The sequence below is a fragment of the Gordonia iterans genome, assembly GCF_002993285.1.
GTDB classification, from domain to species: domain Bacteria; phylum Actinomycetota; class Actinomycetes; order Mycobacteriales; family Mycobacteriaceae; genus Gordonia; species Gordonia iterans.
Genome location: NZ_CP027433.1, coordinates 2433687 through 2446729, shown reverse-complemented (window position 1 = coordinate 2446729; position 13043 = coordinate 2433687). Strand labels below are relative to the sequence as shown.

General features: G+C 69.2%; 10 protein-coding genes. 4 read left to right on the top strand and 6 right to left on the bottom strand.

The window, feature by feature from the left end:
* Positions 1–41: 41 nt before the first annotated feature.
* From katG to C6V83_RS11225, 3 genes are all read right to left on the bottom strand, one after another.
* A complete protein-coding gene (katG, locus tag C6V83_RS11235) occupies positions 42–2276 on the bottom strand; it encodes a catalase/peroxidase HPI (protein ID WP_199832497.1) in 2235 nt (744 codons plus the stop codon).
* An 83-nt stretch (positions 2277–2359) separates the two neighbouring features.
* The gene (locus tag C6V83_RS11230; protein ID WP_105942467.1) at positions 2360–2842 is read right to left on the bottom strand and encodes a Fur family transcriptional regulator; all 483 of its coding nucleotides are present in this window, start codon (positions 2840–2842) and stop codon (positions 2360–2362) included.
* Between the two features lie 14 nt (positions 2843–2856).
* Entirely contained in the window at positions 2857–3891 is a 1035-nt protein-coding gene (locus tag C6V83_RS11225) for a phosphotriesterase family protein (RefSeq protein ID WP_105942466.1), read from the bottom strand.
* Positions 3892–4016: 125 nt separating this feature from the next.
* Here C6V83_RS11225 and C6V83_RS18350 point away from each other — a divergent pair, with 125 nt between their 5' ends.
* The gene (locus C6V83_RS18350; protein WP_159067503.1) at positions 4017–5909 is read left to right on the top strand and encodes a serine/threonine-protein kinase; all 1893 of its coding nucleotides are present in this window, start codon (positions 4017–4019) and stop codon (positions 5907–5909) included.
* Here C6V83_RS18350 and C6V83_RS11205 read toward each other — a convergent pair.
* The gene (locus C6V83_RS11205; protein ID WP_105942463.1) at positions 5878–6783 is read right to left on the bottom strand and encodes a hypothetical protein; all 906 of its coding nucleotides are present in this window, start codon (positions 6781–6783) and stop codon (positions 5878–5880) included. The genes C6V83_RS18350 and C6V83_RS11205 overlap by 32 nt on opposite strands.
* A 54-nt stretch (positions 6784–6837) precedes the next feature.
* On the opposite strand from C6V83_RS11205, the gene C6V83_RS11200 reads away from it, so the two are divergent.
* Positions 6838–9216: an ATP-binding cassette domain-containing protein gene (locus tag C6V83_RS11200; RefSeq protein WP_105943880.1), complete on the top strand. Its 2379-nt coding sequence runs from the start codon at positions 6838–6840 to the stop codon at positions 9214–9216.
* Positions 9217–9252: 36 nt separating this feature from the next.
* On the opposite strand, the gene C6V83_RS11195 is transcribed toward C6V83_RS11200, so the two are convergent.
* Positions 9253–9942, bottom strand: coding sequence for a DUF6629 family protein (locus tag C6V83_RS11195; protein WP_105942462.1), 690 nt, complete (start codon positions 9940–9942; stop codon positions 9253–9255).
* Between the two features lie 126 nt (positions 9943–10068).
* Between C6V83_RS11195 and C6V83_RS11190 the strand changes: the two genes are divergently transcribed.
* Both C6V83_RS11190 and C6V83_RS11185 read left to right on the top strand, forming a co-directional pair.
* The gene (locus C6V83_RS11190) at positions 10069–11094 is read left to right on the top strand and encodes a bile acid:sodium symporter (protein WP_325027314.1); all 1026 of its coding nucleotides are present in this window, start codon (positions 10069–10071) and stop codon (positions 11092–11094) included.
* A 37-nt stretch (positions 11095–11131) separates the two neighbouring features.
* Positions 11132–11524 (top strand): tautomerase family protein, encoded by a 393-nt coding sequence (locus tag C6V83_RS11185; protein ID WP_105942460.1) that lies wholly within the window; start codon positions 11132–11134, stop codon positions 11522–11524.
* Positions 11525–11566: 42 nt separating this feature from the next.
* Here the strand turns inward: C6V83_RS11185 and C6V83_RS11180 are convergent, their stop codons facing one another.
* Positions 11567–13015 (bottom strand): catalase, encoded by a 1449-nt coding sequence (locus C6V83_RS11180; protein WP_105942459.1) that lies wholly within the window; start codon positions 13013–13015, stop codon positions 11567–11569.
* Positions 13016–13043 lie beyond the last annotated feature (28 nt).

The following is a 13043-nucleotide window of genomic DNA, read 5'->3' as shown; positions in this document are numbered from 1 at the left end:
CGCCCCGGGCCGCGAGACCCGGGGCGCCGTGCGCGGCGTCGTCAGCGTCGCAGATCGAACCGGTCGGCGTCCATCACCTTGCTCCACGCGGCGACGAAATCGTCCACGAACTTGCCGCGGGCGTCATCGGCGCCGTACACCTCGGCGAGCGCGCGCAGCTGCGCGTTGGACGCGAACACCAGGTCGACCCGGCTGGCGGTCCACTTGGGTTCGCCGGTCTCGCGGTCGACGCCGGTGTAGCCGCCGTCCGGGGCCGGCGACCACTGGACGTCCATGTCGAGGACGTTGGTGAAGAAGTCCGTCGACAGGGTGTCCTGCAGATCGGTCAGCACGCCCTGCTGCGAGCCCCCGTGGTTGGCGCCGAGCACCCGCAGACCGCCGATGAGTGCGGTCATCTCGGGCGCGGTCAACGTGAGCAGCTGTGCGCGGTCGATCAGCAGCGCCTCGGCCGGCACCTGAACGCCGTCGGCGACGTAGTTCCGGAAGCCGTCCCACCGCGGTTCCATCGCGTGGAAGGACTCGATGTCGGTGTCCTCCTGGGCGGCATCCGTGCGCCCCGGGGTGAACGGCACCGTGATGTCGAAGCCGGCGTTGCGTGCCGCCTGCTCCACCGCGGCCGCGCCGCCGAGCACGACGACGTCGGCGAACGAGATCTTCTTGTCACCGCGGCGCAGGTGCGCGAGCCGGCCCTTCGGATTGTTGTACGACTCGACGATGTCCTCCAGGACGGGGATCACCTGGGCCAGTTCTGTCGGCTCGTTGACCGCCCAGCTGCGCTGCGGTTCCAGCCGCAGCCGTCCGCCGTTGGCGCCGCCGCGCTTGTCGCTGCCGCGGAACGACGCCGCCGCGGCCCAGGCCGTCTTGATCAGCTGAGAGACGGTCAGTCCCGACTTGAGGATCTCCTTTTTCAGATCCGCGATGTCGCCCTCGTCGACCAGCGCGTGGTCGACCGGCGGCACCGGGTCCTGCCAGATCAGAGTCTCCTCGGGGACCAGGGCGCCGCGGTAGCGCGAGACCGGACCCATGTCGCGGTGGGTCAGCTTGAACCAGGCGCGGGCGTAGGCCTCCTCGAACTCCTTGGGCTTCTCCAAGAAGCGCCGGGAGATCTTCTCGTAGACCGGATCGAAGCGCAGCGCCAGGTCGGTGGTCAGCATCATCGGCTGGTGCTTCTTCTCCGGATCAGCGGGGTCCGGAACACTGGTCGCGCCGGCGTTGTCCTTCGGCCGCCACTGCTGCGCGCCGGCCGGGCTCTTCGTGAGCTCCCACTCGTACCCGAACAGCGTCCAGAAGAAGTTGTTGTCCCAGGTGGTCGGGGTGCTGTTCCAGGCGCCTTCCAGGCCCGAGCTCACCGCGTCGACGCCGACCCCGGTGCGGGTCGGGTTCTTCCAGCCCAGGCCCACCTGCTCCAGCGGTGCGGCCTCCGGCTCGGGTCCCAGCACGGCGGCGTCGCCGTTGCCGTGCGTCTTGCCGAACGTGTGGCCGCCGGCGATGAGGGCGACGGTCTCCTCGTCGTTCATCGCCATGCGCCCGAAGGTCTCCCGGATGTCCTTGGCCGCCTTGAGCGGGTCCGGCTCGCCGTTGGGGCCTTCGGGATTGACGTAGATCAGGCCCATCTGGACCGCGGCGAGGGGGTTCTCCAGGTCGCGGTCTCCGGTGTAGCGGTTGTCGCCGAGCCACTCGGTCTCGGGTCCCCACCAGATCTCCTCGGGCTCCCATTTGTCGGTGCGGCCGCCCGCGAAACCGAACATGGTCATCCCCATCTCCTCCATGGCGTACGTGCCCGCGAACACGAGCAGGTCCGCCCAGGAGAGGTTGGCGCCGTGCTTCTGCTTGATCGGCCACAGCAGGCGGCGGGCCTTGTCCAGGCCGGCGTTGTCGGGCCAGCTGTTGAGCGGGGCGAACCGCTGCATCCCGTGCCCGGCGCCGCCGCGGCCGTCGCTGATGCGGTAGGTGCCGGCGGCGTGCCACGACATCCGGATGAACAGGGGACCGTAGTTGCCGTAGTCGGCGGGCCACCACGGCTTGGAGTCGTACATCACCGCCTTGAGGTCGGCCTTGAGCTCGTCGAGATCGACGGTCTCGAAGGCGGCGCCGTAATCGAAGTCCGGGTAGGGATCGCCTTCGGCCGGATTCTCCGCGAGGAGCTTCAGATTCAGCTGATTGGGCCACCAGTCGCGATTGCCGCCGCCCTCGGCGGGCGGCTTGATCGCATCGTGCATGGGGCAGCCGGTGGCGCTCGAGTCGTCTACTTCGGCGAGGGGCTGTTCGTCGGACACTTGGGTTTTCCTTTCGATCCGCCGGTGGTCCGGCTGATTGCTGGGGTGGGCTGTGTGGGTCGGTGGGTTCCGGTCGGCGTGGGTCAGTCGTCGGGAAGCGCGGCGTCGCGGGCCGGTCGTGCCGCGCAGTCGGGACAACGGCCCCAATAGAGCACTTCGGCCTCGTCGATGGCGAAGCCGTGCGTCTGCGCCGCTTCCAGACACGGGGCCTGACCTACGGCGCAGTCGACGTCTCGCACGGCACCGCAGTCCCGGCAGATCACGTGGTGGTGGTTGTCGCCGATCCGGGTCTCGTAGCGCGCCGCGTGGCCGGTCGGCTGGATCCGCCGGAGGAGACCGGTTTCGGTGAGGGCGCGCAGCACGTCGTACACGGCCTGCCTGGAGACCTCGGGCAGATCGGCCCGCACGGAGGCGAGCACGGTGTCGGTCACCGCATGCGGGTGACGCTCCACCGCGGCCAGCACCGCCAGGCGCGGTCGGGTCACCCGCAGCCCGACACCACGGATCGCCGCGGTGAGCTCGTGCTCGGGGCGTTCCCGCTGGGTGCCGGGTGCGGTGCTGGACATGACACCAGTGTGCCCTAGTTTTCTGGACTTGGTCCAGAATTCACGGAAATCGGGGCCGGAAGTCCCGCATCGGCGGTCCGCGTGTCCCAGGTCAGCAACCGCTTCGGGACAGCGACCAGCATGGTGTCGATGACGTCGTCGCCGACGCCGTGTGCCCGCAGTTCCGGAATCACCCGCTCACTGATCTGCCGGTAATTCCAGTTCGGCGTCACCTGTGCCCGCTTCACGGGGTCGAACCAGTCCGAGTAGCAGAAGGCGCTCTGAGAGAGCGCGATCCGGTCGGCGTACCCGGCCTCCAGAAGCGCCAGCAGCGTCGCCATCCGCGTCTCGTGCGGCAGCAGCAGTTCGACGCCGAAGCGATCGAGTCCAAGCGTCGAACCGGCGTCGGCCAGGTGCTGGAGATAGTCGAGGTCGCCGGTATCGCCCGAATGCGCGATCAGCAGGCGGCCCGGATCGACGCCCTCTTCGCCCAGAATGCGCTGCGCGACCAGACCCGACCGCGTGTGCGGGTTGGTGTGCACCACGACGGGGGCGCCGGTGGCGGCGGCGGCTTGGCCGGTCGCGCGCATGATGCGTTCCACCCCGGGAGTCAGGCCCTCAGCCTCGATCACGCAGACGAGGACGGCGGCCTTGATCCCTCCCGAGTTCGGGATCCCCTCGGTCAGGTCACGGATGAACGCCTCGGCCAGCGGTTCGGGGGAGTCGTACCCGAGGCCGGGTCCGGTGTAATGGAACTGCAGCGGCAAGTCGTTGTAGGTGAAGAAGCCGGTGGATACCAGCACGTTGAGATCCACCTGTTCGGCCACGCGCCGCACCCGCCCGACGTTGCGGCCCATGCCCGGTACGGAGACGTCGACCAGACTGTCGATCCCGAGGGCGGCGAGCTCGCTGAGCCGGGCGACCGCGCGGTCGACCTGCTCGTCCTCGTTCCAGTCCGGCAGAAAGTTGAGCCGGTAGTCTTCGTTCAGCACGAACACGTGCTCGTGGGTCAGGACTGCACCCAATTCCACGGCGGCGATGGGCCCCGTGGCGGTGTTGATCGTCTGCATGGCACCTTTCAACTCACCCCGTGGAGGACCAGAGTAGGGCGGGAGAGCGGTGCGCAGGGGCCGAATCAGCGCACTGTGCCGCACTGCCCGGCGCGGGGGCGGCGGGGAGCCGTTAGGCTGACGCCATGCTTCGTACGGGACAAACTTTCGCGGGTCTGCGCGTCGTCGGAACCCTCAACGTCAACGAGTCCGGAGAGATCTACCTGGTGAAGGCCGCGCAAGCCGCCCAGGAGGACATCCTGCTGCTGATCCCGGAGTCGCGAGGCAAGGACCCCGCCTATCGGCAGGCCTTCACTCAGACCGCGACCGCCGCCGCCGGGCTCGATCATCCGGGGATCGTCCCGGTGCGGGCGCACGGCGAGGAGAACGGCCGCTTGTGGCTGCTGTCCGGCTATGTCCCGGCGCCGAGTGCCGACGCCGTAGTACGCCAGTCGGGACCGCTCGCGCCGCGCGAGGCCGCCGCCGCGGTCACCGCCGTCGCCGCCGCTCTCGACGCCGCTCGCGCGGGTGGAGTGCCGGTGGGCGAGCTGACCCCGGCGCAGATCCTGGTCGACGACCAGGGCGGGACCCGGTCCTATCTGGTCTCGGGGCTGGGAGTTCCGCCGCGGAGCGGGCGGATACCGAAGCCGGAGGATCGCGCCGACCAAGCCGAACTGGGCGAACTGGCGGCCTTCCTGCTGACCGGCGGCACCTCGATCGGCGCCCGGGTCACCACCCTGCGCCCCGAACTGCCGGCCGACGTGGACGCCGTCCTCAGCCGGGTCCGGCAGCCGGCGGCGCAGCGGTACACCTCGTGCGGGGAGTTCGCGGGTGCACTGGCCACGGCGCTGGTCGGCGCGGAGGAAGCCGCTGCCGTCAAGAGCGAGGCGGACGCGGCGGCGGCCGCGGCCGCAGCGGCGAAGGCGAATCAGCCGACCTCGGCGTACCCGACGACCGGACAGGGCGGCTCGGGCAGCAGCCCGGGGACCACGGTCCCCGGGGCCACCGTGCCGGGAGCCACCGTGCCGGGAGCGACGACACCCGGCGCCGTCCCGCCGGGGGGACCGGTGCCGCCGACCAACGTCTACGGTGCTCCCGCACAGTCCGGCACCACCCCGGCCGGCGCACCGTACGCCGGGCCGGGCAGCGGATCCTTCCCTCCCCAGCAGACGCCGTACGGCGCGGTCCCGCCGGGGGCCGGCTATCCGGGCGGCTACCAGCAGCAGCCCTACGGCGCCATGGGCGGCTACCCGGGCGGCCCCGGGATGCCTCCGGTGCAGAGCGGTGGGAAACCGGGCGGCAACAAGAAGGCCGTGTACGGCGCGCTGATCGGTGTGGGCGTGCTGATCGTGGTGATCGCACTGGTGCTCGTGTTCGTTCTCGGTGGCGACGACGACCCCTCGACCGTCGCCGCGTCCAGTTCGAAGAGCAGCAGCGCCACCACGTCGTCGACGACGACGAGTTCGACGCCGAACGCCAACGTGGTCGCCGGGGTGCCCACGTCGTGCGCTCCGGGCAGCCCGACGTTCCGCACGTCGTCGCCGAACCTGGAGGTCGGGCCGATCCGCATCCCGCAGTCGGCGCTGCCTGCGGGCTGGAATCCCGACCGGGGGAGTCAGCTTCCGTTCCTGGTGCTCTCCGACGGCATCGTCGTCTCGCGTCCGCCCGGGCAGAACTGGCAGGCCCAGCTGCTCGTCGGCACCCTGCCCGGCACGTTCACCGGCGACCTGGAGGCCGTCGGCGCCAAGTTCCTCGAGTGCCTGGCGCAGATGCCCGGGTTCGCCAACACCAACGTCCGGACGCCGGTGATCGAGACCCGGCGCAAGTCCACGCTGGACAACAGCCCCACCGAGCTGGTGCTGTTCCGCGGGCGCGTCCCGGTCTCGCGCGGTCCGATCGACGCCGACGAGTTCACCATGGTGATCGCCGACACGCAGCCGCGCAGCCTCGCCATCGGCCTGTCGGCGAACATCGATCCGCAGAGCAAGGGCGAGATCGACGAAGCGATCAAGGAGACGCTGTTCCGGACCCGGCGGTGACCTGGACCGGCGCCTCGGCGTCGTGGTCGTGGGCATTGGGGTGGTCGGTGCCGGGGTGGTGGGCGCCCGGCGTGCTGCGGGTGCGCACGGTGCGGGCGACGACTACCGCGGCGACCACCAGCCAGGCGTAGACGAACAGCCAGCTGATCACCGAGAAGACCACGCCGAGCGTGCCGAACCGGACCTCGGCGCCGTGCAGGATCGGCCCGAAAGCGAGTTCGGTGGACAGGAAGAACACTGCCACGACGACGCCCGCCGCTGCGCCGGTGAGGAGCACGTCGTCGCGGCGGACCCGGCCCGCCGTGAGCAAGCGGGTGACGTACGCCCAGACCAGTGCCCAGAGCACGCAGCTGACCAGGGTGGCCGCGACCATCGATTGCCCGATGGCGCTGCCGCGGATGCCGAAAACCTCCGCGGTGATGCCGAGGACGAAGGCGGCGATCACCAGCGGCCAGCGCCACCAGCCGGCCACACCGAGTTTGGGCGTGCCCCAGACCTCGGCGTACATCCGGTCCAGTGCGCGGGAGAACGACGTCGCGCCGACGATCGTCATGAACGCGCCGACGACGCCGAACGACGCGGCGCCGGGGGTCGAGCCGATCGGTGAGGCCGGCTCCAACTGCAACCACTGGGTACCGATCCGCGTCATCGCGCGATCGATCGGTCCGTTGGTCGAGAGACTGGTGATCAGGATCATCACCGGCAGAATCGACGTGAACGCCTGACCGGCGAGGGTCATCGCCCGGTCGGTGATGTTGGCCCGGCCCAGGTTCACCAGGATCGCGAACGGCAACGTCTCGCTCATCCGGACGGCGGCGGCGACGACGCGGATGCGGATCCGCTCCAGCCGTGCATCGGCGCGTAGTTCTCTCACCGTGCCAGTATCCCCCGGCGGCATCCGCGGCCGGTATGGGTCACAATGTTCGGCATGCCCACCGCTGCCTCCACCGCTTCCGCCGCGCCGCTTCCGGCCGACTCACACGACCTGATCCGCGTGCGCGGAGCCCGGGTGAACAACCTGAAGAACGTCGACGTCGATCTGCCCAAGCGGCGCCTGACCGTGTTCACCGGACTGTCCGGTTCGGGTAAGAGCTCCCTGGTCTTCGGCACGGTGGCCGCGGAGAGCCAGCGGCTGATCAACGAGACCTACAGCGCCTTCGTCCAGGGCTTCATGCCCTCGCTCGGCAGGCCGGACGTCGATCTGCTCGACGGCCTCACCACCGCGATCATCGTCGACCAGGAGCGGATCGGCGGGAATCCGCGGTCGACGGTCGGCACCGTCACCGATGCGAACGCGATGCTGCGGATCCTGTTCAGCCGGCTCTCCACCCCGCACATCGGCCCGTCGAACGCCTTCTCGTTCAACGTGCCCTCGGTGGAGGGTGCCGGGGTGGCGGTGGCCGACGTCGGCGACGGCAAGAAGACCGAGAAGTCCTTCAGCACCCTCGGGGGCATGTGCCCACGGTGCGAGGGGATGGGCACAGTCGCGGACATGGACCTGCACCAGCTCTACGACGAGGACAAGTCGCTGCGCGAGGGGGCGGTGACCGTCCCCGGCTACACCGCCGACGGATGGTACCTGAGGACCTTCGTCAGCTCCGGCTTCTTCGATCCGGACAAGCCGATCAAGGACTTCACCGACGAGGAACTCCGCGATCTGCTGTATCGGGAGCCCACCAAGGTCAAGGTCGACGGCATCAACATCACCTACGAGGGGCTGGTGCCGCGCATCCAGAAGTCGATGCTGAGCAAAGACGTCGATTCGGTGCAGCCGCACATCCGGGCGTTCCTGGAGCGGGCCGTGACCCAGACGGCTTGTCCCGAGTGCGACGGGACCCGGCTCGCCGAACCGGCCCGGACCGCGACCATCGACGGGGTGAGCATCGCCGACGTGTGCCGGATGCAGATCACCGACGTCGCGCAATGGCTGCGCACCGTCGACGATCCGTCGGTCGCGCCGCTGCTGGAGAACCTCCGCGGCACCATCGACTCGTTCGTCGAGATCGGTCTCGGATATCTCTCGCTGGAGCGCCCGACCGGCAGTCTCTCCGGCGGAGAAGCACAGCGCACCAAGATGATCCGACACTTGGGGTCGTCGTTGACCGACATCACCTATGTGTTCGACGAGCCGACGGTCGGCCTGCACCCGCACGACATCTCGCGGATGAACGACCTGCTGCTCCGCCTCCGGGACAAGGGGAACACGGTGCTGGTGGTGGAGCACAAGCCCGAGGTGATCGCCATCGCCGACCACGTCGTGGACCTCGGGCCGCGGGCCGGCAGCCACGGCGGCGAGATCTGCTACGAGGGCGACGTCGCCGGCCTGGAGCGGGCCGACACCCTCACCGGCCGGCACCTGCACGACCGGGCCGTCCTCAAGGAGCAGGTGCGCGCGCCGTCCGGCGTGCTCGAAGTCCGGGGCGCATCGTCGAACAACCTGCAGAACGTCGACGTCGACGTGCCGCTCGGGGTGCTGGTGGCGGTGACCGGGGTGGCCGGGTCGGGCAAGAGCTCGCTGATCCACGGATCGATCGCGGGGCGCGACGAGGTGGTGGCCATCGACCAGGGCGCCATCCGCGGTTCACGGCGCAGCAACCCCGCCACGTACACCGGGCTGCTGGACCCGGTGCGCAAGGCATTCGCCAAGGAGAATGGCGTCAAACCCGCGTTGTTCAGCGCCAATTCGGCGGGCGCGTGCCCGTCGTGCAAGGGGAACGGGGTGATCTACACGGATCTGGTGACGATGGCAGGGGTCGCCACGCCGTGCGAGGATTGCGGCGGCAAGCGCTTCTCGGCCGACGTGCTGGAGTACCGCCTGGGCGGCAAGGACATCAGCGAGGTGCTGAGCATGTCGGTCGACGAGGCGGGTGAGCATTTCGCCGAGGGTCCCGCACGTACCCCCGCGGCGGCCAAGATCCTCGGGCGGCTCGCCGACGTCGGCCTGGGCTATCTGACCCTCGGCCAACCCCTCACCACACTGTCCGGCGGCGAGCGGCAGCGGTTGAAGCTCGCGAGCGCGATGGCCGACAAGGCCGAGGTCTACGTCCTGGACGAGCCGACCACCGGTCTGCACCTGGCCGACGTCGACCAGTTGCTCGGCATGCTCGACCGGCTGGTCGACGCGGGCAAGTCGGTGATCGTCATCGAGCATCACCAAGCGGTCATGGCGCACGCCGACTGGATCATCGACCTGGGACCGGGCGCCGGACAGGACGGCGGGCGCGTGGTGTTCGAGGGCACTCCGCGCGATCTGGTCGCCGCACGGTCGACGGTGACCGGCGAGCATCTGACCGCGTACGTCGGCTGAGCCCCTCGACCATGCCCGGGAACCGGGCAGCGGAGATCAACCCGGCTGTGCGGCCGGACTGCCGGAGCCGACCGGGCGGCCGACGAATCGGCCGGTGTACTGGGAGAGGTAGTGGCCGAAGACGATCAGGCTCAGGAACGCCGCCAGGGTGCACCAGATCGACGAATAGTCCGCGGCTTTGATGACGGCGGCGATCGTCATCGCGATCAGGTTGCCGACGCCGAGGGCGATGACCCAGCGATAGGAGCTCATCATCGGCGCGAAGCACGTGGCGAACACATACGGAACCGCGAGCCACGCCCCGCTGAACGGCACGCCGAGTTCGTAGGCCAGGTTGCGGGCGATCACCTGCACACCGATCTCGGGTTGCACCGAAAGATAGAGCATGAAGACCGCCAGCAGCCCGCCGACCACCATGGGGACGTTCAGCCAGGTGCGGCGCCGGGGGTCCTTCTCCATCAGCCAGACCGCCCAGGGCACGTAGATCGGCAGTATCGCCCAGGCGAAGAGCACCCACATGTGCACGCCGGGGCCGGTGAGGTGCGCGTCGGCGGCGCCGTCGAGCTCGAGCCAGGTCCATCCTTCCAGCGCTTGGTGGATGGCGAACAGCAAGGGCAGTGCGGCGAAAGGCAATTGGTGTTTGTCCCGCACCAGGGCGAGGGTGGCCACGCCGGCCGCTCCGATCACGCCGGCGCCTACGAAACTCGCTGTCGCACTGAAGCACATGCCAGGAATTCTGGCACGCGGCGACGACGATCACAGTGCGTTGACGCGGTCCGGCCGTTCGGCACGGCACAGGTCGCGCTGCGGCCGTGCGGTGGGGCGACCGATTCGGGAGACTCGTGGACTACCGTGGTTCGGGTGACGGGACCGGAGCCGAGACCTCAGCGGCTCGTCGCAGCCGCCGAGCGGCACCAAGTGGCGTGCTACCTCTGCGCAATCGCCGCAGCAGTGGTTGCGGGAGTGATTGCGCCGCACGTGTTCTCAACTCTGAGCTGGTTGATCACTCCGCTGCTCGGGCTGCTCCTCTTCGTCACCTTTCTCCAGGTCCCGGTCGCCGAGCTTGCCAGTGCACTCCGGAACGGCCGCTTCCTCGGAGCGGTCGTGCTGGTGAACTTCGTGGTGGTTCCGCTGGTCGTCGCCCTGTTGTTTCCGTTGCTGCCGCCCGATCGCGCGGTCCAGGTCGGGGTGCTGTTGGTGCTGCTGTGTCCGTGCGTCGATTACGTCATCGTGTTCAGCGGACTCGCCGGCGGCGACGGCCGGAAGCTGCTGGCGGCGACCCCGGTGCTCCTGATCCTGCAGATGGCGTTGTTGCCGTTCTATCTGTGGGCATTCCTCGGGCCGGAACTCGCCGAGGCGGTTGACGTCCGGCCGTTCGTGGAGGCCTTCGCGGCGCTGATCGTCGTTCCTCTGCTGCTGGCCTGGGCGGTGCAGTGGTGGTCCAGAAGGGCGAGGCCCGGACGGCGGTTCTCCGACGGAGCGACGACGACGATGGTGCCGCTGATGATGCTGGTGCTCTTCGTCGTCGCGGCGTCGCAGGTGCCGCAGCTCGACGGTCGACTGAGCCGGTTCGGCGCAGTGGCCGGGGTGTACGCGGCGTTCGCCGCGGTGATGGTCCCGTTGGGTATCGCCGTCGGACGCGCGCTCGGGCTGGGGACGCCGGAACGACGTGCGGTGCTCTTCTCCGGGGTCACCCGGAACGCGCTCGTGGTGCTGCCGCTGGCGCTGGCGCTGCCCGCTGCGCTCGCGGCGACGGCTGCCGCGGTAGTGGTGCTTCAGACGCTCGTCGAGCTCGTCACGATGGTGCTGCTGGTCCGGCTGGTGCCGTGGCTGGTTCCGCACACGGCTTCATGTCTGGACATACGGACATTAAGGTGACAAGCTAGGGGTGCCCGATGGAAAGGAACCCACCGCCATGCCGCTGGTCATGATTCACGTCGTCGAAGGCCGCCGGGACGACGAGGCGCTGCGCGCCCTCGCCGACACCGTGCACCAGGTGGTGCTCGAGCACTTCGACGCGCCGGCCGGTGATCGATACCAGATCATCACCGAGCACCGCCGCGGACTGATCATCGCCGAAGACACCGGCCTGGGCTTTGAGCGGACCGACGACCTGGTGGTCCTGCGCCTGGTTCAACAGGGCAGGACCACCGAGCGCAAACAGGACTTCTACCGCGAGGTCGCCCGACGGCTGCAGCAGGAGACCGGTCTGGCTCCGACCGACCTGATCGTCTCTGTCGTGGCCAACGAGCCGGAGGACTGGTCCTTCGGACTCGGCGAAGCACAGTTTCTCACCGGAGCGCTCTGACCCGGCGGTCCGCGCCGCGGATGCCGGGCCGGCGCGCCGCGGTCAGCCGGCTTTGACGGCGGCCTCGATCCGGGCGCCCAGGTCGGGGTCCACGTTGCGCCAGTAGGCGAAGGCACGCTCGAGCACCGGCTCGGAGACACCGTCGAGCAGATGGCCCGCGGCGTTCGAGACCAACCGTTCGCGGGCATCGTCGTCGAGCACGTCGCGGACCAGGGTGCCGGCCTGGCCCCAGTCGTCGTCCTCGGGATGCAGCGTGTAGGCGCTGCGGACGATCTCGCCGTCGGCTGCCCACTGCGGCTCGGCCTGCCCGGGGTAGGTCGCGGCCGGGCCGCCCTTGGAATTCGGCGCGTAGACGGGGTCGCTCGCCAGATCGATCCGCATGGCGCCGTCCTTAGAGTAGCTGTGCACCGGAGTGCGCGGCCTGTTCACCGGGATCTGCATGAAGTTGGCGCCGAGCCGGGCGCGATGGGCGTCCGGATACGAGAACACCCGGCCCAGCAGCATCTTGTCCGGACTGAAGCCGATACCGGGGACCACGTGGCTGGGTGCGAACGCGGCCTGCTCGATCTGCGAGTGGTAGTCGGTCGGATTGGTGTGCAGCGTCATCGTGCCGACCTCGTGCAGCGGGTAGTCCCCGTGCGGCCACACCTTGGTCAGGTCGAACGGATTGAAGCGATAGCCGGCGGCGTCGTCGTACGGCATCAGCTGCACCTTCAGCGTCCAACTCGGGTGGTCCCCGCGCTCGACGGCCTGGAACAGATCCTTGGTGTGGTAGTCCGACTCCTCGCCGGCCATGCGGTCGGCTTCGTCCTGGGTGAAGAATTCGATGCCCTGGTCGGTGATGAAGTGGTACTTGACCCAGTGCTTGACGCCGTCGGCGTTGACCCACAGGTAGGTGTGCGAGCTGTACCCGTTCATGTTCCGCCAGGTACGCGGGATTCCGCGGTCGCCCATCAGCCAGGTGACCTGGTGGGCGCTCTCGGGCGAGAGGGTCCAGAAGTCCCATTGCATGTCGTGGTCGCGCAGGTTGCTGTCGGCCCGGCGCTTCTGGGACCGGATGAAGTGCTGGAACTTGAGCGGATCGCGGAGGAAGAAGATCGGCGTGTTGTTGCCGACCATGTCGTAGACGCCCTCGTCGGTGTAGAACTTCAGGGCGAAGCCGCGCGGATCGCGCCAGGTGTCGGGGCTGCCGCGCTCACCGGCGACCGTGGAGAACCGCGCCAGCATCTCCGTCTTGACCCCGGGCTGAAACAGGGATGCACAGGTGTAGGCGGAGACGTCGTGCGTGGTCTCGAAGGTGCCGAAGGCGCCGCCGCCCTTGGCATGCGGCTGCCGCTCGGGAATCCGCTCGCGGTTGAACTGCGCCATCTGCTCGATCAGATAATGGTCGTGCAGGACGATCGGGCCGTTCGGGCCGACGGTGAGCGAGTGCTCGTCGCTGCCGGCGGGTGCGCCGGAGTCGGTGGTGGTGTAGGGGACGTGCTCAGACATGTCTAGCGCCTCCTAGCGCACGGCTCGG